The following is a 21,817-nucleotide window of genomic DNA, read 5'->3' on the forward strand; positions in this document are numbered from 1 at the left end:
AAAGTATAGTCGTACCACTAGCTGATTCCTTATGGGGATCAGCTTTTTGGGTCGGGATTGAATAGATTGAAGCTATGCTCCTTATGTTCATTAAGAATGGACTAACGTATGCGAAGGTTCAGGAGAATGTTTTGTATTTTGTCAAATTTACTCGAATGAAGAGAAATATTTTTGCGCACTCTCCACTCACACTTATCCACAAGAAAGCAAGATAGCAAGCACATTAATAAGCTTAATTATACAGCGGTAGAATAGACTTTTTCACACAAAAACCATATTTATCCACTAAGTTATACACATTATCCACAGATTTGTGGATAGCAAGGAGCCATTCTATCCCCTAAACCCTTTTCGTTTCGAAAACATCCCTGGTTTGACTTTGCGGTAGTTACCCACATTTTACACTGGATATGTGGATAACTATAGTCACACCTTGACAAATGTATTCGTCCACTCTTCAATGTTCCTCCATAATAAGACAAAAGCAGACCTTGTCGTTCAAGGCCTGCCCGTTGCTTACTTCCTATATGCCATGCACATTTACATCGAAGCGGTATTGCTCCTATCGCTGCTGCAAATGCGATCTGACCAAGATGATCTACGCATGTACTTGTTCATGCTGTTCGGAAGACTCGGCCTTAAGCCCAGCAGCATTACAAGCCGCTACATAAGCAAGGCCGGCAGCCATGACGATATCATTATGTGTTGCCGTTCCCCGGAACTCACGTCCTGCACGCTCCACAGTAACTACCGCCTCTGCGCTTGCACCTTCTCCGCCACTCAAGGCATGCATCTCCATATCGACAAACGCAATATCATCGGAAATGCTCTGACTAATTGCACGAATGGTCGCATCCACGGGTCCCCCACCAACGGCAGAGTAGGACTGTTCTCCAGCGCTAGTGCGAATTCGAACGGCGGCCATTCGATCCGTCATGCTGCCCGCCGTCACTTGCAATTCAACCAATTCATAATCCTGTGCAGGAATATTCATGGTCTGGCTAACCATCTGCAATAACTGGTCATCACTGACCACTTTTTGCTGGTCTGCGGTTTCTTTGAACACCTCATACAATTGCTCCATCTGTTGCTCATCCGGCTCAAAACCGTATTTGCGAACCCGATCCTTCAGCGCGTGACGACCGGAGTGTTTGCCCAGAATAATCATGCTGCGTGGGATACCCAGCGCTTCCGGGTCCATAATCTCATAGGTGCTCCGATTCTTCAGCAGACCATCCTGATGGATACCGGATTCATGCTGAAATGCATTACGTCCCACCACCGGCTTGTTGTACGCAATCGGGAAGTGCATTGCACGGCTGATCTGACGAGAGGTCTCATACAGTTGGTTCAGCTTAATATTGGTCGTTGCACCAATTACATCTCCTCGAGTCTCCAGCGCCATAATCAGCTCTTCCAGTGCACAGTTCCCCGTCCGTTCCCCAATACCATTGATGGTCACTTCAATCTGGGAAGCACCATTGGCAATCGCAGCTAGGCTATTGGCTACGGCCAGGCCCAGATCATTATGACAGTGGGCACTATAACGAACCTGATCGCCGCCTCTTGCACCCTCACGTACCCGGCGGAACATCTCTCCATACTCATGTGGCAGAGCATAACCCACGGTATCTGGCAGATTGATAATGCTGGCTCCTGCTTCAATCGCTACTTCGACCATCTCAATCAGATCATCCATCTTCGTCCGTGCCGCATCCATCGCGGTGAACTCTACAATGTCCGTGAACTGTCGTGCATAAGATACCATCTCACGGGCCGTAGCCACCACTTCACTGCGCGGACGACGCAGCTGATGCTCAATATGAATATCCGAAGAAGAGATAAATAGGTGAATTCGACGTCGTGCTGCATCCGCCGTTGCTTGAACGGCTGCATCAATATCGCCTTTGACCGCGCGCGCGAATCCACAGATCTCCACGTTCTGCAACTGTCTCGAAATCGCCTGAACCGCCGCGAACTCACCCGGACTGGAGATCGGGAATCCAGGCTCAATGACGTCGATGCCCAGAGAAGCCAGTTGGTGTGCCAGTTCGATCTTTTGCTCGGGTTGCAGACTTGCCCCTGGTGCCTGTTCTCCATCACGCAGCGTTGTATCAAAAATCTCAATCATGCGTTTGTTATTAGTTGTTGTCATATCCATCAACCTCCATCAAATTTTTATAAACATTTTCGTTGCGACCCACGAGCCACAGAACACCCGCTGATCGCCGTCACTGTTGTTATATATTTTGTTTGTAAACGCGTATGTTGTTTGTAGCTTCATTACAACAGAGTGTACGTCGACTTACACCCTGACCTTCTGATTCTTCAATCTCCATATGGTTCATTCCCTTGCCCACCCTGCTGCCGGCAGCAAACACAAATAACCCGCCATCTCGTATAAGAGACGGCGGGTTATTATCCCCTCCGCGGTACCACTCTCGCTTGATGGGCCAGACTTGCGCCGGACTCCATCCACCTCGTCGTCTCCGAGATCCGCTGGATTGTGCATGCACGCACGACACCACTGGAATTCGGAGAAACACCCTATAACGGGGGTTAACCGTTGCTGTGTAGCACATGTCGTTGTCCATCAGGACAACTGGGCAATTGATATCGTCCCCACGCTTCCACAACTCCGTTCCCGGGCGAGATTCGAAGGATTCCAGCCACTGCGTCGCACCACCCCGCAGCTCTCTGAGCGCTTTATCGTTCTACTGCTCCCGTTCATCACATTTATCATATGACCTAACTTCATTCATCCTTATTTTGAAAATCAAAAAAGCCTGCCACCTCATGCAATAATGCAAGAGACGACAGGCTGTTCACCTTCGCGGTACCACTCTTGTTGACTTCCTTCCTGTTCATTCAAGACAACCCCTGAATGCTTTCGCATATCCGGATCACTTGAAGCAGCCTGAAAGCCCCCTCAGTTATCGTCAGTCGATCCTTGTAATAACGGTCCTACCGACAACGGCCCATTCACGGAGGCAACCCGTAACCATGTACTTTGGGCCATGATCGGCCTTCGGATTCTCCCGGGGAGTCACCGTGTTCCATCGTTCCGCTTCCAGGTGAGTTTCGGGTTTCCTTCGACTGCGTTGCACCATATCGCAGCTCTCTAAGACCGGGATTGACCTTACTATTCCTGTTCATCGCGTTTATCAGTTCAGGAAGATAAATTCCTGTTTAAATTTGTAACTAATATACATTCTTCACATCCAGGCTGTCAACTCTTAATCTCAAACTGCCTGTCTATATAAACTATAAGTGCGTGTTCAAAAAGATCGGTTTTCAGTACCGAGAAGATGGGATGAAGCTAGAAATGGAGTAGCGGAGCGTAGTCAAAACTACGTGAGCAACGGACATTTCGGCTGAATTCCATATTCGATGCTGATGATGCCGCTAGGCATCATTCGTAATCAAAAGCGGGCTTTTTGAACAACCTCTATAAGGACTGAACGGACCATTGCTCCAGAGAAAGTCCAGGGTCTGCTTTGGCATCAAACTCAGCAATTTCTCCCCGTTGCCATTTCAGATACGCAGCCGCTCCAATCATGGCCGCATTATCCGTACAATATTCCATCGGCGGGATTAATAGTTCAAGCCCTTCCTTCGCACAACGCTCTTGTAACGCCGAGCGCAACCCCCGGTTAGCTGCAACACCACCGCATAACAGTAATTGCCGTGAACCGTACTCACGAACTGCTCTTACGGCTTTCTCCACCAACACTTCTACGACAGCTTCCTGGAAACCACGTGCAACCGCAGATGGCTCCAACGTTTCTCCGCGCATTTTGGCCTGATTGAGCGCATTCAGTACAGCAGACTTCAGACCACTGAGACTGAAATCATACGAACCTGCTTCCAGCCATACCCGTGGTAACGGCACCACATTCTCCGCTTCAGACGCCATCCGGTCCACATGCGGACCTCCCGGATAAGGACAGCCCAATGCACGGGCTACTTTGTCATACGCTTCGCCTACGGCATCATCACGCGTACGGCCAATCAGTTTGAACTTGCCCTCGGATTCCATATGCACGAGTTCTGTATGTCCACCTGATACGACCAGTGCCATTGCCGGATATTTCAGTTCATGAGTAAGTCGGTTGGCATAGATATGCCCAGCAATATGATGTGTGCCAATGAGCGGCTTGCCCAGTGCCATCGCCAGCGTTTTGGCTGCAACGATTCCTACCAGCAATGCCCCCACCAGTCCCGGACCTTGCGTCACAGCAATCGCACTCAGATCACGCGGACGAATGCCGGACTGCTCGATCGCTTGTTCTAGCATCAGCGTAATGACTTCAACGTGTTTGCGTGAGGCCACTTCAGGTACAACGCCGCCGAATGCCTTATGGGTCTCGATCTGACTTGAGATCAGATTGGACAGCACTTCCCGTCCATCCTTAACTACCGCTACCGCTGTTTCATCACAGCTTGTCTCCACCGCCAATATATAGGATGGTGCAGAATTTATTTTTTCATTGAGTTCGTTCATGAATCCAGTACGCTTCCTTCCTCTTCGCCGCTCCGGCCTGCAGACGGTAAGTTCGCCCACATAATCATCGCATCTTCCCCATTATCGGAGTAATATCCTTTACGAAGACCCGCCGATTCAAACCCTTTTTTCTGATATAAACGCTGGGCAATGATGTTCGAGACTCTAACCTCCAGCGTCATTCGTTCCATGCCGAGATACGCCGCTGTACTCATGATTTCATCCAGTAACTTTTCACCAAGCTTGCGTCCACGATACGCGCCTCTAACTGCAATATTGGTAATATGGGCTTCATCCATGATTGTCCACATACCTGCATAGCCAATGGCTTTTCCTTCTAATTCCATCACCATATATTTAGCAAAATGATTGTGCGTCAATTCATTTTGAAATGCTTCTTCCGTCCAGGGCAGGGTAAAGGCCTCATGTTCAATCTCCATCACATCGGGAATATCCGCGAGTGTCATGAACCTGAACTGAAGCGCTGCTTCCTGCTTATTATTCACCACGTTGTCCATCTGCTTCCCCTCCCCCTTTAGCCTTTGCGCAGCAGATTGGCTTCCGCTTCAGACAGCTGGGTGTAATTCGGCACCAGCGCATGCACGTCATCACGCTGACCTGCAAGCAGCGCCGCGGCGCCTAGGCGCCCAACCCAGCGGCCTTCCAGCTCATAAGGTACGAGCTGGAGCGCCGTTCCTGCGGGGCAGCTAAGCTCCGCCGCTGCCGCAGCATGGGGGCCCGTCTCGCCGACGATCCAGACGGCTGCGGGCCGCTCTTCCGGCGCCGCCTCTGCCATGCGGGCGGCGAGGGCTTCCAGCCATCCGTCCATCTTGCGGATGGCATCAGGCGCCAGACGCCGGGGCGCATCGCTCCCGGCGGAGGCAAACAGCGCGGTGCACGCTTGACCGCGCCGTGCATCCACAAGCGGAACGATCCAGTGGACAGGGGCAGCACCTGTGCTGCCCTGGTCCGCGGATGGCGTTCCGCCAGCCCCTGCTGCGGCATCCTCTGCCGCAGCTGCTGCCTTGGCGGCGAGGCCGCTGTGCCAGCCGCCCCAGGCGAGAGCCTGAAGGCTGGACACCCCGGCTACGGGGATGTCCCACGCCCAGGCCAGTGTCTTCGCCGCGGTCACCGCAATGCGGATGCCCGTGTATGAGCCTGGGCCAACGCCGACGGCAATACCGTCCAGCTGACCAGTCTCTGTGCTGCTGGCGGCCAGCAGCTGCTCCATTACGGGTACAACGTGTACCGAATGATTGCGCTCTGCCCGTTCATTGCGTTCTTCCAGAAGCGCATGATCTTCCATCATCGCCGCTGCCATCACTGCGGTGGATGTATCCAACGCCAAAAACCGCTGACGCGGCTCTTTTTGTAAATCTTCCATCATCATTTGACTCCATTCTGTCTGAACTGTCGGCACATGGCTGCATAAGTCTCGCCGTACCCATCCAGTGTAATCGTTCGATCCTCTAGGCCCGTTGTCTCAATCTGCACATGCAAGTGCTCTTGCGGCAGCAATTCGGGAATGATGCTTGACCACTCCACCAGACTGACTCCGGCTCCATAGAAATATTCATCAAGTCCAAGCTCATCCGCTTCTTCCAGCGAAATGCGATATACATCCATGTGATACAAGGGCAGGCGCCCTTCATATTCCTTGATTAGCGTAAATGTGGGACTGCTCACCACATCACGTACACCCAAATGCCAAGCAAATTTCTGTGAAAATGCCGTTTTCCCCGCGCCCAGATCACCATCCAGCGCAATCACCATGCCGGCGTTTGCCTGTCTGGCGAGTGCGGACGCGAGCGCTTCTGTATCTGCAATGCCATGGGATTGATACACCCACTGCTCGTGCGTCTGATTCAATATACGCCCCACCTTTGGCGGTCCAGCCGCCTGAGTTCACTTTGAACCTTATTATATCGGTCCCTTTCTTCCCCCGCAACATCGAAGGAACAAGCGCAAATATAAACGTGCATTATTAGACGGGTCTGGAAACTTGCTTCCTTCGGAGTTTTCAGACACCCATTAGGAAAAACAAAAAACCGGCACCTCTCGGTACCGGCCGTCCTACGTACATATTTTAGCTTTTTTTCACTCACCGATTCCACAATAACTACAGGCTACTTGTAACTACTCCTCCAACCGATCCACACGTACCGTCTGGGTATTTCCCGGCCTGCTGCCAACCTGAACGGTCGCCATGCCATTGGCTTCATCCACATTCTCGATCCAGACTGGATCTCCCTCCAATGTAACGGCAATGGTATCCTTCGAATCATAGATCGCTTTGGCTCGCTTTGCATCCATCATCTTATTCATAGTCCCCTTCCGGATCATCATGTGACTCTCGAACCATGCTATCAGTTGTACTTTCACCAATATGACCGTTATCTTCCGTAACCTGACCTCCACCTAACCCTTCATTCACCATCCGGTCAATGTCGAGCATGAATGACTCCCGATCAAGGGGTAATTCTTCCGAAGTGACTGCTTCCCAATTCACAGCTGTAGCTGGTGTATAAAATTCTTCAGCGCTTTCAGCATCAGCAAGAGGATACGGAGTAAAAGCATGCTTATGCGCTTCCTCTTCATCCCGTCTGTTACTCATTTCGGCACCTCCCGGCTTAATCATTGCAAGATCACTTCTCTTATGATCCCCGAGTCTCGCCGAACCATACGAATTCATTCGTTTATAAGACGATTATCCCTCGCACCAGATGCCCATACTATTGAATATAAATGTACCCTTTTGAAAGGAGCCGATCTATGCATACCGTCTGGAAAGGTGCAATCAGTTTTGGCCTTGTGCATGTCCCTGTCAAAATGTTCTCGGCTACCGAAGACAAAGACATCTCCATGCGCTACATCCATAAAGTCTGCGGTAGCCCGCTCGCTTATGTTCGTCAATGTCCATCCTGTGAAGTGGACGTGAAGTGGGAAGAGATCACCAAAGGCTATGAATATGAAAAGGGAAAGTTTGTACTCTTCGAGAAAGATGAATTGGAAGCGTTAAATGATTCCACCAGCAAAACCATTACCATTTTGGATTTTGTGGATTTGACTGAGATTGATCCGATCTATTTTCAGAAAACATATTACCTATCGCCCGATCAGACTGGGGGTAACGCCTATCAGCTCTTGATGAACGCGATGCGGGATACCGGCAAGATTGGCATCGCCAAAATTTCCATCCGCTCGAAGAGCAGTCTGGCTGCCATACGTGTACTGGAAGATTGCCTCTCCATGGAGACGATTTTCTATCCCGACGAGATTCGTCCTGTCTCCCAGGTGCCCAACTTGCCAGAAGTGCAGAACGTGAATGAGAAGGAACTCACGATGGCAAAGCTGCTGATTGATCAACTGTCTACGCCTTTTGAACCCGGTAAATACACCGATGACTATCGCAGCAAACTGCTGGATCTTATCCAGCACAAAGTGGCAGGCGAAGAAATCAAGATTGCCCCAGCCAAACCTGAAGCCAATGTAATGGATTTGATGGCTGCTTTACAGGCAAGTATTGAGGCTGTGAAGCCCATTCCAGCTGACCCTGGGACAACAACCGCCAAGCCCAAGAAACGTGCACCACGAAAAACATCCGCTCAAGCTGTTGTCGGTGGAGAAACCGATGCACCTGCTCCAGCCAAAAGAAAAAAGGCAACACCCAAACCGAAAGTTTGATTGTCGCCCAGGCAAGAACGATTCCGTTATATGCCTATGTAATCAGTTCAACTCAGGTCCGGCTTTACAGTCGGATTTTTTTGTTTTACAGAAATATTAGAACAATTCTTCTCAATCAAACGCCAGCTATATTCGCAAATACGATTGACGAAAGGTGATTTATATTTTATATTAACTTATGAAAAGTAACTTATTTATGAATATACAGTTATCTTACATTTGCTGCTTCAGCCAAGTGACGAGTGCAATTCAATAATTCGATTCAACGCATATACGCAATCAAACGATTAGCCCAATTATCTATTGATTAAACAATCCGGAGGAAACCATTATGAATACGACGTATCAAATCCCTGCCACAACCCATCTGGGCGAAGTGAGTCTACGAATTAAGAATCTCGACCGTTCGATCCAGTTCTATACTAATGTGGTCGGACTAAAATTGTTGGAGCGGAGCGGCAAAGCAGCTACGTTAACAGCGGACGGCAAACAGTCCCTCTTGCGATTGGAAGAGCTGACGGATGGAATTACCTTGCCTGAACGCTCACACGCAGGCTTGTATCATTTCGCCATCCTGCTACCTGACCGCAAGTCCTTGGGTCTTGCTCTGCGTAATCTGGCCGCATCCGGTATCGAAATCGGCCAAGGCGATCATCTGGTCAGTGAAGCCTTCTATATCTCCGATCCCGATCTGAACGGGATTGAGATCTATGCTGACCGTGCACGTGACACCTGGAAACGGGATAGCGATAATAATTACGTCATGGCAAGTGATCCTGTGGATGTAGAAAGTCTGTTTGCCCTGACGGAGAATGAACCTTGGCAGGGTCTGCCTGCTGGCACCGTTATTGGTCACGTACATTTCCACGTTCGCAGCCTGGAAGAAGCGCGCAACTTCTATACCGGCATTCTTGGTTTTGATATCGTAGGTAACTTCGCTAACATGTCCGCTTTATTTGTTTCTGCCGGCGGCTATCATCACCATCTGGGACTCAATATCTGGGCGGGAGTGAACGCACCTGTTAACCCGGATAACGCTACAGGAATTGACTACTTCACCATTGTTTACGCCACGAAGGAAGAAGTACAACAGGCACTTGAACAATTGCGTCAATCCGGCGCAGCCATTACACAAGTGGAGAATAGCTGGTTTACGGTAGACCCACAGAATATCCGTATCCGTCTGACCACTGCAAACTGACTTTGTTTGCGCAGTACTTTAATTTAACTAACATCCAGCATTCTGCATCATTCGATCCCAATCGCTCACGGGTCACATGAGCAAGCCCGGGCAGCTGTTTTCTCTACATCACAGAGAGATCAGCTACCCGGGCTTTTTGGTTGTCTATTTATAAAACTGGAACAATTGGCACATCCTATCCATATACACAGACGAGATACGTTAAGGAGATACCTTATGATTGAAAAGGGGCGCTTAACTGTTAGGCAGCTCGCTTCACTAATGTTCCTGTGCACGATTGGGGAACAAATTCTGGTCTTTCCTTCTATGATTACATCCTACGCACAGCAGGATGCCTGGTTATCCGCCTTGTTAGGAGTCGCAGGTGGCTTCGGCATACTCATCATTATGCTTGTTACCTACAAACTGCATCCCCGATTAAGTCTGATTCAGAATGCCCTTCGCACACTGGGACCTTGGATTGGGGCCTTGTTTAGCTCTTTTTACCTTTTTTATTTCCTGATCAGTACCTCAACGTTCATCAGAGAGATTGGTGATTTTATGGCTACTCAGATCTTGCCTGAATCTCCATTATTGGTTCTGCATTTGGCTTTTATGTGTGCGCTTGTCTGGGGGCTTCTATCGGGTCTGGAGAGCATCGGTAAGAGTGCCGAGGTCTTTCTTCCTCTGGTCGTGTTGTTTCTGCTTATTCTGACGGTGTGTCTAATCCCCCATGTACATTTGGCCAATATCCAACCGGTACTTGCACAAGGATTTCTTAATCCACTCAAAGGTTTTGTCGCTGTACTCACATATCCCTACTGCGAGCTGTGCATATTCATGATGCTCTTCCCCTATACGAAAAAGGAACCCCATCTGGAGAAGGACATCCTGTTAGCGGGTACGATTGGCGGATTGTTACTTACACTGACGCTGAGTATGTGTCTGCTCGTCATGGGACCATGGATGACACAGCATCACTGGTTCGCCTCATTCAACCTTTCACAGAAGATCAATATCGGAAACTTCCTGCAACGGATTGAAGCCTTCATGGCATCGGTCTGGATTATTGCCGTTTTCTTCAAAGCCGCACTGTTCTTCTACAGTTTTGTCCTTGGCACGGCTCACCTATTTCGCTTGTCCAGTTATCGTTCACTGATTCTGCCGGGTTCCATGCTTATTCTCGCCATGTCCATTCTGATCGCTCCGGACGAGAACTTTTACCTCAAGGTCATCATTCCCTATTGGATTGACTGGGATCTGACCTGTGGCATAGCGCTTCCGTTATTGCTCATTCTGGTGCATCATATGAAGTCCCGTTTTCAAAAATACAACAAGATTCCAAATTAACCTGTGCCAAGGGGTTGGTACGTGAAAGGAGTTCTCCATGTTCAAACCGTTGATTCCGTTCGAACCCATATCCCGGGCCACCTTGCCCACAGGACCGCAATGGATTGCCCAGGTCAAATGGGACGGAGTCCGTATGCTTGCCTATGAGGACGGGCAGGAGCTACGTCTGGTGAATCGCAGATTGCATGATCGAACCGCACAGTATCCCGAGCTGGTAACACCACGCAATTTATGTTCAGGCTCCTCCTATATCTTGGATGGAGAAGTGATTGCGCTGGACCCTGACACCGGAAAACCTTCGTTTTATCACGTTCTGCGGCGGGATCGAATGAGCAGGCCCGAAGGCATCGCCCAGGCCATACATCAGATTCCGGTTACTTATATGGTATTTGATATCCTCTTCTATGAGGGACAATGGGTGACGGATCAGCCATTGGCAGATCGACAACGCCTGTTGCACGAGGTTCTCAACACCGCTCCCCATGTTCAGGAGGTCACCAATACGCTTGATGCTGCTTCCCTGCTTACGGTCATGAGACAGCACCAGATGGAAGGCATCGTCTGTAAGGATCTCACCAGCAGCTACGGCATTCAGGGTAAGGATCAGCGCTGGCAGAAGGTCAAAATCATGCATGATGTAAGTGCCATGATCGGAGGAGTCACTTACCGGAGCGGTATCGTGAACGCCGTCGCGATTGGTGTATATGATGGGCCTAACTTTGTCTATATTGGTCATGTCGGGACTGGCAAGCTGAACTCCAATACTTGGCGGGAACTCACACATCAAGTGGAGCCTCTGGTCAGGCAGGATAGGCCGTTCCACAATGTACCCGAGCGCAGTGCGGAGACCACATGGGTGGAACCACGAATAGGAGTCAAAGTTCAATATATGGAACTGACACATCATCGCACATTGCGTCATCCCAGTATCCAGACCTTCGCAGATGTAACCCGCGAGGATTGTCTGGCGAACCAGCTTCTTCAATGATGAAGAGATCGCTGCACGCGTGTTTCAGCCCATGATTCCAACGATTGATTAGACATATAGGAGGTGTTCCGTTTGGCCCCAAAGATCCAAGGAACCATCATAATAGATGGAACTGAGCTAACGGTCACGAACCCGGACAAGCTGTTGTGGCCGGATGCGGGTGTTACGAAAGCCATCTATCTGCAAAAGCTGGCCGCCCTGGCTCCGTATCTGCTCACATATACAAGCAATCGATTGCTTACAACCATAAGGTATCCTCACGGAGCTGGAGGGACATTTTTCTATCAAAAGAATGCCCCTGAGCCTGTCCCTGATTATGTTCGGACTGAAGTACACGACGGCATCCGCTATGTGGTCATGAATGGACTCCCCGAATTGTTATGGCTCGGCAATCTGGCTGCACTTGAATTCCATCCCTCCCTGCATGCGATTGGAAGCACTCTGCCCTGTGAATGGATGATTGATCTGGACCCCTCTCAGGAGCATGAGCCACGGATTATGGAAGCTGCACTCATCGTTGGCGAGACCCTGACTTCTCTTGGTCTGAGGTCCATTCCCAAAACTTCAGGCGCCACAGGCGTTCAGATCATTGTTCCGATTATTCAAGGGATATCCTTTGACGAATTGCGGGATATCGGGTATTTTGTTGGTAAATATGTCACTCAAAAGCACCCGGATCTATTCACACTGGAACGACTCAAAAAGGACCGTGGAGACCGGATTTATTTTGACTACCTCCAGCATTATGGGGGCAAGACCCTTGCGGCTCCCTATACACCACGTGCCAAATCAGGAGCCACCGTCTCTACTCCACTAACCTGGGATGAGGTTCGAAACAATGTCTCCATCCAGGATTACCATCTGATGAACATTGTTGAGCGCCTGAATGACATCGGTGATCTGATTGCAGCCGTTGAACCCCAACCGGTTGAGCTCATTCTCAAGCACTTGAAGAAAAAATAGCCGACTCCCTCATCACAAGGGTGTCGGCTATTATCATTCATGCGTATATACATCGCTAATGGATACCTTTTTTCTTAAAACGTCCGCCCTTCACATCATGAATGTTACCGATAGCCACAAAGGCTTGCGGGTCCCAATCTTCAACGATGGTCTTGAGCTTCGCTTCTTCCAGACGGGTGATTACGACAAAGATGATCTTCTTCTCGTCCCCGCTGAATCCGCCCTCTCCATCCAGGAAAGTCACCCCGCGACCGAGACGGTCTGTCAGAGCTGAACCGATATCACGATATTTCTCACTAATGATCCATACCGACTTGGACTGGTCAAGTCCTTCATTCACAATATCAATCATCTTCATCGCAATATAATATGCAATCATGGAATACAGGGCATTCGGCCAGCCGAATACAAATCCTGCACCTGCGAAAATAAATACGTTAATGAACAATACGATCTGTCCTACAGACAACGGTGATTTCTCACTAAGCAGGATCGCCACAATCTCCGTACCGTCCAGTGAACCGCCAGACCGAATAACGAGTCCAACACCCACACCCAGGATCAATCCGCCGAATACAGCTCCGAGCAATGGCTCCCCTGGTGTTAATGCAGGAACATGGTGCAATAATGAAGTCCCGATGGACATGACCACGATCCCCAGCAGCGTGGATAACGCAAATGTTTTACCAATCTGCTTGTAACCCAGAATCAGGAACGGCAAGTTGAGCAAAGTCAGGAATATTCCCAGTGGCAGATGTGTAAGCTCCGACACCATAATTGAAATACCTGTAATCCCACCATCAATAACACCATTTGGCACGAGAAACACTTCAAGCGATACAGCCATCAGTGCAGCACCGATCAGAATCATCACAATACGTTGCAGCAGCTTTAATGTAAACACCGAGCTTTTGACGCCCCGGTCAGGCTTGGATGTCAGTTCTTTAACCGTTACATTGGACATGGTATCCCCCCCGTTGGATCAGTATGTGAATCCATTTCATAAATCATTTAAATACTCCACGGGGGAACCTACATATAGAAGTGCGTGTTCACAAAGATCGATTCTATACGTACCCTGTCAGTACGAGCACAAGCATCTAAAGGCTATATGAAATGGATTCAAGATTGTCTTAATTCCGGTTTACACTTTCAAAAGAGAGCAAAAGGGAGCCTGTTTTCCCGCAGACTCCCCTCCTTCGCCAAGACATGATTTATATATCTATTATATCATAAAAGATCAAATTTGAGCAAAATACTTAGCAAAAAGAAGATAAATTCACAAAAAGTGAACTTATCTTCAGAAATCTGCCCTAAATCGGCTAAAGAAGCGGAGAAAGCATCCGAGAAAGCATTTCTGCGCCTTTTTGCCACCGTGAACGCTTCTGAAATACCCGCACATCGATCTGACTACATTCCCCGAGATCCCGTTCAAAGTCAGCAACCAAACGGTCAATAGGAGTGCTCTCAAACAATACGGCCGTCATTTCGAAATTACAGAAAAAACTACGCATGTCCATATTGGCCGTGCCTACCGTAGCGAGCAACTCATCTACAATCATCACTTTGGCATGTACAAAACCTTTGCGATATTGGAAAAACTGCACACCTGCTCGCAACAGCTCCTCCACGTATGAAAGTGACGCCAGATGCACGAGCTTGGAATCGGATTGATAAGGAATGATAATTCTCACATCGACCCCACTGACAGCAGCCGTTTTGAGTGCCTCATACAGCGCAGGATCCGGGATAAAGTATGGTGTGGTAATGTAAATCCGGTCACAGGCTACCGAAATGGCGCCAAAACACATTTCCTGAATGGCATCCCAGTCCTGATCCGGTCCACTGGCCAGAATCTGAATTCGTTCTTCTCCGCTACAGATATGAGGTGGAAACAATTCCGCAAGCTGAGGTTCGGTAATTCGCTCACCTGAAGCCAATTTCCAGTCGTTCAGGAACGTACTTTGCAGGAAGTACACGGCATCTCCCTCAATCTGCACATGTGTATCCCGCCAGAAACCTATCTCCGGATATTGTCCAAGGTAATCATCGCCTACATTAATGCCGCCCACGAAGCCAACCTGTCCATCCACAACGACAATTTTACGGTGATTCCGGTAGTTAACTCTTCGGTCAATTGTTGCAATCAGTGGCGGCAGAAAATAATGAAACTCCACACCTGCATCCTGCAGTTTGCGGATAAAACTCCAGCTCATCTTGTGACTGCCAAGACCGTCACAGATAAACCGAACCTTCACGCCCTCCTGTGCCTTGCGAATCATGACATCCTGAAACTTCGTACTGATCACATCATCACGGAAAATGTAAAATTCCACATGCAAATGATGCTTTGCTTTTTCCATTTCCCTCAGCATCGCTGCAAATGCCTCTTCCCCATTCGTGAGCACCGTGCTGTGATTACAACCCGTAATGGGGCTCTCCGACAGATGGGATAGCAGGTTAAACAATCGATGCTGATGGTTGTAACGATTGCCCGGCATCTCTTCAACATCTCCAATGATGTGGGCTTGTTCCCAGATCGTTCCCCTCATTTCCCGGAAGATCCGTGATCCGCCCTTACGAAGCTTTTTGCGTTTGTTATAGTCCTGGGCCACGAAATAGTACACCACAAAACCGACCAGCGGCACACAGAACAAAATAAACAGCCAAGCCACAGCTTTGGCCGGATTCCGAAATTCCAGCAAAAGAATCGTGGCTGCCTGAAAAATAAATACGACTAATATAATGACCAGCCAGAACATTCGGCTTCCTCCTCAGTTGGCAAGCTTCATCACCTTGCCAATCTCTCACTTACACAGCTTTGACGATTAAGCCTGCAGCTAATCATAGATACCCAATGTAACCCCTGTTCGTAACGTTTACTTAGATAAAACTTTACATAAGCATACGAAATACTTGATTCTGGTAATCCAAAATTCTGCTCATCAATTGTATATTTTGACTGTGTTACCTTCTACATATCAGATTAATGATCGAACAGAACCGCATTGTGACGCCAATCTGCTCAATTTTGCTTCCAGACTCTCCCTCTTTTCTTCATGAGAAGGTGGTCTTCTTACGTAAAATTAGATATAATACTCGTTAAAAACTTATTACCTAAAGGAGAAGAGCAGTGAATGGAAAGTGAGAGGTATGCGTTAAATTTAGTATTGGTGGCTTTTTTGATAGGACTTTCGGCGTTTTTTGTTGCAGTGGAGTTCGCTCTGGTACGGGTTCGTCCGAGCCGGATCGACCAAATGATTGCAGAAGGAAACAAGCGTGCGCTGGCTGTGAAACAAGCCGTTGCCAATCTGGACGGATATTTGTCTGCCTGCCAGCTTGGAATCACGATTACATCTCTGGGACTAGGCTGGCTGGGTGAACCAACGGTAGAGAAGATTCTCCACCCTGTGTTCGAAAGCATGCAAATTCCTGAGGCGGTTTCTTCATTCTTATCGTTTGTCATCGCGTTTGCTTCCATCACGTATCTGCATGTTGTGGTTGGTGAACTCGCTCCAAAAACGATTGCAATCCGGAAAGCCGAGACTGTTGCACTGCTGACGTCTACACCTATCATCTGGTTTAACCGAATTATGTATCCTTTTATCTGGCTGCTAAACGGCTCAGCGAACCAACTGGTGAAACTGTTCGGAATCAAACCTGCTTCTGAACATGAAGATGCTCACTCCGAAGAAGAGTTGCAGATCATTATTAATGAAAGCTTTGAAAGTGGTAAAATCAACCAAGCCGAGTTCGGTTATGTAAGCCGGATCTTTGCTTTTGATGAGATGTTAGCCAAAGAAATCATGGTACCTCGGACCGATATGGTCTGCCTTTATGTGAATAGAACGAACGAGGAAAACCTGGAGATCATTCGTGAAGAACAATATACCCGTTTTCCAGTAGTGAATGAGAGTAAAGACGATATCATCGGTATCATTAATACGAAGCAATTCTTCCTGGAACTTTACGGAAACGATGAACCTGTCGATCTGTCCTCCCTGATTCAGCCTGTATCGGCTGTTCACGAAACAACTCCTGTGAAGGACTTGCTCAAGAAAATGCAGAAGGATGGCGTACATATCGCCGTACTTGTCGACGAATATGGAGGAACTTCCGGAATTGTAACCATCGAGGATGTACTTGAGCAGATTGTTGGTGAGATTCGCGACGAGTTCGACGCAGACGAAGTGGAAGATATTCAAGTCATCAATGAGAATTATGTCATTATGGATGGCAAGGTTTCCTTATCGAAGGTGAACGACATGTTTATGTCCAGCCTGGATGCAGATGAGTGGGACACCATTGGTGGGTGGCTCTACAGCCATCGTCCCGAGATGAACGAACAGGAAGAATATGAGTTCGAGAATCTAATCTTTGTTTTGCTGGAAAAAGACAAGAATCGGTTCTACAAAGTTGCTGTTGTTCCCAAGGAACCACTGACCATGTCTGACTACACCGATGAAGACGAGAAAGAGTCTCCTAATTTCTCTAAATAAAGCAACTTTATATACAATAAGAAGAGCACTTGCCTATATTGGTAAGTGCTCTTCTTATTATTTCTCGCTCAATATGTCACTTTCCCAAGGTATCAATCAAGGTTTAATACCCACTTTGCAATATCATCGATAATGGCTTTGGAGACATTAGATGGCTGAGCGTACTCTTGACCAATCGATAATCCATCATAACTGGATAATAGATGATTTACCTTTGGATAGCTGTTGTACGTTACATTGGAATGACCTTGAAGAGCCGATTTCCAGTTTTCGAATTGATTCATAGACACTTGCACATCATTTTCGCCTTGTATAATAAGCATAGGGGTATTTTGTGTTTTAGCCAGTTCAGCAGGCACATATTCTCTCTGCTCAAACCACCAATAAGCAGGTTGAAGTGGAAACGCCTCAGGAAGATGATCTACAGAATATTTAGGATCTTTAACGATCGCAGCAACATTTTTATAAAAATCTGCTTGTCCTTGAATGATCTCCGTGTCCAATCCAAGCTGCTTCATCCGATCGACCAATTCGTCCTGCTGCTCGGTAAGCACATCCACAAAGCTACTACTTGGTGCAGCAAGTAGAATACTTCCTGCAATATCATGTTCTTTATCCTCAGCCAGGATTAACGGTAATGCAAACCCGCCTTGACTATGTCCAGCCACAAAAATCGCTGTAGAATCAATATGTGTATTCTTTTTGAGTAATTCCACTGCATCGGTTACCTGATCTACGCTTTCTTGTTTTAATGTGAATTGGGGCTGAGAAGCGACCTTATAGGTATGCTCATACGTAACCTTATCGTATCTTAATACAGCAACTCCTTGTGAAGCTAAACCTACCGCAAGATCGCGAAATGGCTTTGCACCACCAATGGCAGCATCTTGATTGCTAGGCCCAGATCCGTGTACCAGAATGACAACCGGGAAAGATCCCTCTCCCTTGGGCAAAGTTAATGTCCCTGGCAAAGCTAAATCACCCTGCCCAACCGTAATGTCTTGTTCTGTATAGGCAGATGGGTCGTCGTAGCTTGGTTTTTGATACACATCTGGAGTAGCGGCGGTAATATGCAAATCATCCACAAGTCCGTTATGATTCATTCTGACCGTAATATTTAAACGAGTTAGCTCTGTTTTGAACGTATAGGTAACATTGCGATGCACTGTATTATTTTCTACATGCTTAGCTATGGCTTCACTTGTAATTTTGCCATTTTGTCCTTCTAAAGCTCCCCATAGCTGACTCAACAACGTGGGTGACAACACTCCACTCACAGAGGTATGAACATACTTGGCAGCCTCCTTGCCATCGCCCTCACTAATAAGGGAAATGAATATATCCTCAGGTGCTGCCTTCAGCGTCTCGGTAAGAAATCCCCCATCCATAAAGGTAACTCCTTTAGTCAACTGAACAGGATTGTCTAAGGATATGACCTGCCCATTCACCATCGCCTGTTTCTCTCCTACCTTAACTACAATCGTAAGTTCATTTTTTCGTATTGTGATTTCTCCTGTTTGTTGTTGCCAAGATACCTCTGCCCCATTCTTTTCTGCAATCTCACGAATAGGAACTAGATTTTCACTACCAGCGGGTTTCTCAGCAGCTGCTGAGATGGCTGTCACCGGAAGGATGAGACATACGAAAGTAAGAGACAGTAATAGCTTTTTCCAATTGTTCATCATCATAAATCCTCCTAATTATTTTTATGATATGCATAGATCTATGAGCATTTATTGGCTCAGGACTATACTTATAACAACAATAGCAATGATGAATAACAACAGGACCCAAGATAGCGGACGAGCGAAGTTAATCGTCCAGCCTATCCCATAACGTTTTTCTACAGTAAAAGAAGGATCATTGGCATTGAAGTAAATAAAACCAAGCTTCCAATATTCATCGTCATTCACAGGCTGCTCCTTGGATCGTTCGCGATCCTCTTGATGATTACGAATTTTCCCACCGCCTTGTCTGCCTGTGAGAGACAGCAATATAGCGCCTAATACGATTGCCACAGGGGTGATGAAGCTAATCGCTGTTAACAAGAACAGATTAGGGAGGAACATATTGATCTGAATGAAGGCAAATAAAATGGTAAGAAGGAACCCCGTGATGATCGTAAATAGGGACCATTTACGGCGGAATTGAATATTTTCAGCAGCAAATTTGGCAGGATTAGACGTAGTAAGCTGTTGTTTGCTTGTTTTAATACTCCAGTTCACCAACATCATAAGTCCAATAATTCCTAGCTGTACAAGATTAATAGCCAGTACCGAAAGGTAGGTTTTAGGCACACTGGAAGTGACATTGCCCTGAAAATCATATTTCATTGGAATCACGTTAGGGAGTGCCTTATAATTCAGGATCGAAATGATCGCAATGGCTACAATAATAGCAATATGAATGAGAAACCAATAGCTGGAATAGGTGAGCTTATTTTGGCGGAAGGTAGTATCGATTTTAACCCTTTGAGGTGTTTCTACAGTTGTAAGTGTTCCCTTTATTTTTTTCATCTTGAAATGAAATAAGATGTGTAGTGCTGACCAGTACACAATGAATATCATTGTGCAAACACCGGTGATTATTGCGGTTGACTCTTCATTAGCAGATCGAAGTAAATACAGACAGACAAGGATAACCAACCCGTTCCCGATCAAACTTACTGTAGCAAACGTACTCCGTAGCTTACGTAAGATGGGTGTGTGGTAATTATATTCACTTACCGTAACCCCAAAGCTAATTGTTTCCCTTGTCAAATAAGGTGTAAAGGATAGAAGTAAGGCTAATGGAGCAAAGATTAAGATGATAGGTAATATACTAAATAGTTGCATACATAACACACTCCCTTGATTCTTTATTCTCTGTTGTGACCCATCTTTACATCATCATACATTTGGTCTAATACCGCAGTTAGCTCTTCTTTGGTCATTCCACGACATATCGCTTCGGCAATAATCGGTCTTAATTCGCTTTGCTGCTTTTTCAAAAAATCATCCGTTAAATCAGGCATTCCATCAGGGTTTACCACGACTCCCTTTTGTCTATGAACAAGAATGTATCCATCTTGCTTGAGTAGTGTATAAGCCTTGTTGACCGTGTGAAGGTTAACACCAATATCTGCTGCCAAATTCCGAACCGAGGGTAGCGCCTCACCTAGCTGTAACTCACCACTAGCAATGCCTTCAATAATTTGATAAACAAGTTGCGAATAGATGGGAAGTTCGGATTGCATATCCAGTTGAATAATCAAGGGTTCACCTTCTTTTTATTATCTGTTATATATCAAGTATAACAGGTATAACATGAGTGAGCAATAATTCTGAAAATAAAAAATAAGCCGCATATCCATCGCGAGGGCAAGTTACCAACCCTTCACCATGGATATGCGGCTTATCCTGTTGAGCTTATCGATGTGATTCAAGAGCAAACATTAGTGGAGACACATAACAGAGTTATATTTCTAATTCCATTTAAGTTTCCGTCTTATCTTCGACAATCCGATAATGGATTCTGCGAACTATAATTTTCAGAATCATATATAGCGGAATCACGATAATCATACCCAAGATATTTCCCAGATCGGCACCTACAAGCAAAAGAATAACGGTAGTCAGTGGATGAATATCAAGCTGCTTGCCGTAGACGTAAGGTGAGATCAGGTTATCCTGAATTTGCTGTGCGATTACAATAATGACCAGGGACCAGATCGCCATCGAAGGTGATTCGATAAACGCGACAATGACAACCGGGATAGCTGCCAGCAAAGCTCCCACATAAGGAATAAAGTTCAGAATAATCGATACAACGGTCAGCAGCAACGCATACGGCAAACCTAAGATGAGAAAACCGATGTACATCAGAATCCCCAGGGCTACATTAACGATAACCCGGCCGACGATATAGTTGCTTAGTGCCTCATCGATCTCATGGACGGTTTCTTCCCCATCCTTCCGATAATGTCTTGGCAACAATAAGGTCAGATTCGTTCCAAACTTGCTGCCTTCCTTAAGCATGTAATACAACATGATCGGGAACGTTGCCAGAATAATAACCAGATTGGATACCACGGAGAATAACCCGGAGACATAATCGGTTACCTGAGTGATCCCTTGGCTCAGAATATCAGAAAGTCGTGAGAATAGATTGGAATCGTCAGGCAGATATCTGGAAACAAAATTACTCTTTTCAAGTGCATTCAACTGGTCGCTGAGCGAAGTAACCAACGCTGGAGCATTCTCCACAAAATTCATCAGTTGTTCTCTCAATGAAGGCCATACCAACACACTGAAACCAGCAAGTATTAATGCAGTCACGACATAAATAATCAGAACTGACAATGCACGCTTGATCTTATGCCTTTCCATGTAATCGACGAGCGGGCGCAGCAGATAATAGAAGAAACCAGCAATCAGCAGCGGAATGATGATGATGTGAATCAGTGAGGTCAGGGGGCTGAAAATAAAGTTCACTTTATTCCCCAGATACACGATGAGCAGCAGCAGAATAATCGCTGTGCAGATGCGGTAGAACTTGTTGTTTATCAAGAAACGTGATCCCTCCATGCGCTGCGTTGCCAAAGTGACTGCGGCGTTGATATGTATATCTAGTCATTTATAAGTACCCTTAAATGACAGTCATGCCACAGC

The 21,817-nt window shown here is 47.0% G+C and carries 19 protein-coding genes and 1 other annotated feature; of the genes, 6 read left to right on the forward strand and 13 right to left on the reverse strand.

Features of this window, described 5'->3' with window-relative positions:
- Positions 1-598 precede the first annotated feature (598 nt).
- From HF638_RS10470 to HF638_RS28400, 7 genes are all read right to left on the reverse strand, one after another.
- Positions 599-2,155, reverse strand: a complete 1,557-nt coding sequence (locus tag HF638_RS10470; protein ID WP_169480160.1) for a 2-isopropylmalate synthase — start codon at positions 2,153-2,155, stop codon at positions 599-601.
- A gap of 245 nt (positions 2,156-2,400) precedes the next feature.
- Positions 2,401-2,740 (reverse strand) — a binding site (T-box leader).
- 708 nt (positions 2,741-3,448) lie between these two features.
- Entirely contained in the window at positions 3,449-4,504 is a 1,056-nt protein-coding gene (gene tsaD, locus HF638_RS10475) for a tRNA (adenosine(37)-N6)-threonylcarbamoyltransferase complex transferase subunit TsaD (protein WP_169480161.1), read from the reverse strand.
- A complete protein-coding gene (gene rimI / locus HF638_RS10480; RefSeq protein ID WP_169480162.1) occupies positions 4,501-5,022 on the reverse strand; it encodes a ribosomal protein S18-alanine N-acetyltransferase in 522 nt (173 codons plus the stop codon). The genes tsaD and rimI overlap by 4 nt, the downstream gene beginning before the upstream one ends.
- Positions 5,023-5,039: 17 nt before the next feature.
- On the reverse strand, positions 5,040-5,888 hold the full coding sequence (tsaB, locus tag HF638_RS10485) for a tRNA (adenosine(37)-N6)-threonylcarbamoyltransferase complex dimerization subunit type 1 TsaB (protein WP_169480408.1): 849 nt from the start codon (positions 5,886-5,888) through the stop codon (positions 5,040-5,042).
- Positions 5,889-5,890: 2 nt separating this feature from the next.
- Positions 5,891-6,373, reverse strand: a complete 483-nt coding sequence (tsaE, locus tag HF638_RS10490) for a tRNA (adenosine(37)-N6)-threonylcarbamoyltransferase complex ATPase subunit type 1 TsaE (RefSeq protein WP_017690089.1) — start codon at positions 6,371-6,373, stop codon at positions 5,891-5,893.
- A gap of 267 nt (positions 6,374-6,640) precedes the next feature.
- Positions 6,641-6,817, reverse strand: coding sequence for an H-type small acid-soluble spore protein (locus HF638_RS10495; protein WP_026081228.1), 177 nt, complete (start codon positions 6,815-6,817; stop codon positions 6,641-6,643).
- A 4-nt stretch (positions 6,818-6,821) separates the two neighbouring features.
- Positions 6,822-7,118 carry a hypothetical protein gene (locus HF638_RS28400; RefSeq protein ID WP_211175620.1) on the reverse strand — a complete coding sequence of 99 codons (297 nt, stop codon included), beginning with the start codon at positions 7,116-7,118 and terminating at the stop codon, positions 6,822-6,824.
- Between the two features lie 158 nt (positions 7,119-7,276).
- Here HF638_RS28400 and ku point away from each other — a divergent pair, with 158 nt between their 5' ends.
- The 5 genes from ku (at position 7,277) to ligD (ending at position 12,669) form a co-directional block, all read left to right on the forward strand.
- Positions 7,277-8,188, forward strand: coding sequence for a non-homologous end joining protein Ku (gene ku / locus HF638_RS10505; RefSeq protein WP_169480163.1), 912 nt, complete (start codon positions 7,277-7,279; stop codon positions 8,186-8,188).
- 331 nt (positions 8,189-8,519) lie between these two features.
- Positions 8,520-9,389, forward strand: a complete 870-nt coding sequence (locus HF638_RS10510) for a VOC family protein (protein WP_169480164.1) — start codon at positions 8,520-8,522, stop codon at positions 9,387-9,389.
- A gap of 216 nt (positions 9,390-9,605) precedes the next feature.
- Positions 9,606-10,718 (forward strand): GerAB/ArcD/ProY family transporter, encoded by a 1,113-nt coding sequence (locus HF638_RS10515; RefSeq protein WP_169480165.1) that lies wholly within the window; start codon positions 9,606-9,608, stop codon positions 10,716-10,718.
- A gap of 37 nt (positions 10,719-10,755) precedes the next feature.
- On the forward strand, positions 10,756-11,706 hold the full coding sequence (locus HF638_RS10520) for an ATP-dependent DNA ligase (protein WP_169480166.1): 951 nt from the start codon (positions 10,756-10,758) through the stop codon (positions 11,704-11,706).
- Positions 11,707-11,778: 72 nt separating this feature from the next.
- Entirely contained in the window at positions 11,779-12,669 is an 891-nt protein-coding gene (gene ligD / locus HF638_RS10525; RefSeq protein WP_169480167.1) for a non-homologous end-joining DNA ligase, read from the forward strand.
- 55 nt (positions 12,670-12,724) lie between these two features.
- Here the strand turns inward: ligD and HF638_RS10530 are convergent, their stop codons facing one another.
- A complete protein-coding gene (locus tag HF638_RS10530) occupies positions 12,725-13,633 on the reverse strand; it encodes a YitT family protein (RefSeq protein ID WP_062833061.1) in 909 nt (302 codons plus the stop codon).
- A gap of 358 nt (positions 13,634-13,991) precedes the next feature.
- The gene (gene cls, locus HF638_RS10535) at positions 13,992-15,431 is read right to left on the reverse strand and encodes a cardiolipin synthase (RefSeq protein WP_169480168.1); all 1,440 of its coding nucleotides are present in this window, start codon (positions 15,429-15,431) and stop codon (positions 13,992-13,994) included.
- Positions 15,432-15,806: 375 nt separating this feature from the next.
- Here cls and HF638_RS10540 point away from each other — a divergent pair, with 375 nt between their 5' ends.
- Entirely contained in the window at positions 15,807-17,168 is a 1,362-nt protein-coding gene (locus HF638_RS10540) for a hemolysin family protein (RefSeq protein WP_169480169.1), read from the forward strand.
- 92 nt (positions 17,169-17,260) lie between these two features.
- Here HF638_RS10540 and HF638_RS10545 read toward each other — a convergent pair whose 3' ends face one another.
- The 4 genes from HF638_RS10545 to HF638_RS10560 all read right to left on the reverse strand — a co-directional run bounded on the left by HF638_RS10545 (position 17,261) and on the right by HF638_RS10560 (position 21,715).
- On the reverse strand, positions 17,261-18,856 hold the full coding sequence (locus tag HF638_RS10545) for an alpha/beta hydrolase family protein (protein ID WP_248278106.1): 1,596 nt from the start codon (positions 18,854-18,856) through the stop codon (positions 17,261-17,263).
- A gap of 45 nt (positions 18,857-18,901) precedes the next feature.
- On the reverse strand, positions 18,902-19,735 hold the full coding sequence (locus HF638_RS10550) for a DUF1648 domain-containing protein (protein WP_169480170.1): 834 nt from the start codon (positions 19,733-19,735) through the stop codon (positions 18,902-18,904).
- Between the two features lie 290 nt (positions 19,736-20,025).
- The gene (locus tag HF638_RS10555; protein ID WP_169480171.1) at positions 20,026-20,421 is read right to left on the reverse strand and encodes a GntR family transcriptional regulator; all 396 of its coding nucleotides are present in this window, start codon (positions 20,419-20,421) and stop codon (positions 20,026-20,028) included.
- Between the two features lie 220 nt (positions 20,422-20,641).
- Entirely contained in the window at positions 20,642-21,715 is a 1,074-nt protein-coding gene (locus tag HF638_RS10560) for an AI-2E family transporter (RefSeq protein ID WP_248278107.1), read from the reverse strand.
- Positions 21,716-21,817 lie beyond the last annotated feature (102 nt).

It is taken from the genome of Paenibacillus sp. SZ31 (assembly GCF_012912005.1).
In the GTDB taxonomy this organism is placed as follows: Bacteria; Bacillota; Bacilli; order Paenibacillales; family Paenibacillaceae; genus Paenibacillus.

Excerpts from the sequence above, each read along its gene's own strand:
- HF638_RS10470 (WP_169480160.1), bottom strand. The coding sequence starts at position 2,155 with ATGACAACAACTAATAACAAACGCATGATTGAGATTTTTGATACAACG.
- tsaD (WP_169480161.1), bottom strand. The coding sequence starts at position 4,504 with ATGAACGAACTCAATGAAAAAATAAATTCTGCACCATCCTATATATTG.
- rimI (WP_169480162.1), bottom strand. The coding sequence starts at position 5,022 with ATGGACAACGTGGTGAATAATAAGCAGGAAGCAGCGCTTCAGTTCAGG.
- tsaB (WP_169480408.1), bottom strand. The coding sequence starts at position 5,888 with ATGGAAGATTTACAAAAAGAGCCGCGTCAGCGGTTTTTGGCGTTGGAT.
- HF638_RS10495 (WP_026081228.1), bottom strand. The coding sequence starts at position 6,817 with ATGGATGCAAAGCGAGCCAAAGCGATCTATGATTCGAAGGATACCATT.
- HF638_RS28400 (WP_211175620.1), bottom strand. The coding sequence starts at position 7,118 with ATGAGTAACAGACGGGATGAAGAGGAAGCGCATAAGCATGCTTTTACT.
- ku (WP_169480163.1), top strand. The coding sequence starts at position 7,277 with ATGCATACCGTCTGGAAAGGTGCAATCAGTTTTGGCCTTGTGCATGTC.
- HF638_RS10510 (WP_169480164.1), top strand. The coding sequence starts at position 8,520 with ATGAATACGACGTATCAAATCCCTGCCACAACCCATCTGGGCGAAGTG.
- HF638_RS10515 (WP_169480165.1), top strand. The coding sequence starts at position 9,606 with ATGATTGAAAAGGGGCGCTTAACTGTTAGGCAGCTCGCTTCACTAATG.
- HF638_RS10520 (WP_169480166.1), top strand. The coding sequence starts at position 10,756 with ATGTTCAAACCGTTGATTCCGTTCGAACCCATATCCCGGGCCACCTTG.
- HF638_RS10530 (WP_062833061.1), bottom strand. The coding sequence starts at position 13,633 with ATGTCCAATGTAACGGTTAAAGAACTGACATCCAAGCCTGACCGGGGC.
- cls (WP_169480168.1), bottom strand. The coding sequence starts at position 15,431 with ATGTTCTGGCTGGTCATTATATTAGTCGTATTTATTTTTCAGGCAGCC.
- HF638_RS10540 (WP_169480169.1), top strand. The coding sequence starts at position 15,807 with ATGGAAAGTGAGAGGTATGCGTTAAATTTAGTATTGGTGGCTTTTTTG.
- HF638_RS10545 (WP_248278106.1), bottom strand. The coding sequence starts at position 18,856 with ATGATGATGAACAATTGGAAAAAGCTATTACTGTCTCTTACTTTCGTA.
- HF638_RS10550 (WP_169480170.1), bottom strand. The coding sequence starts at position 19,735 with ATGATATTCATTGTGTACTGGTCAGCACTACACATCTTATTTCATTTC.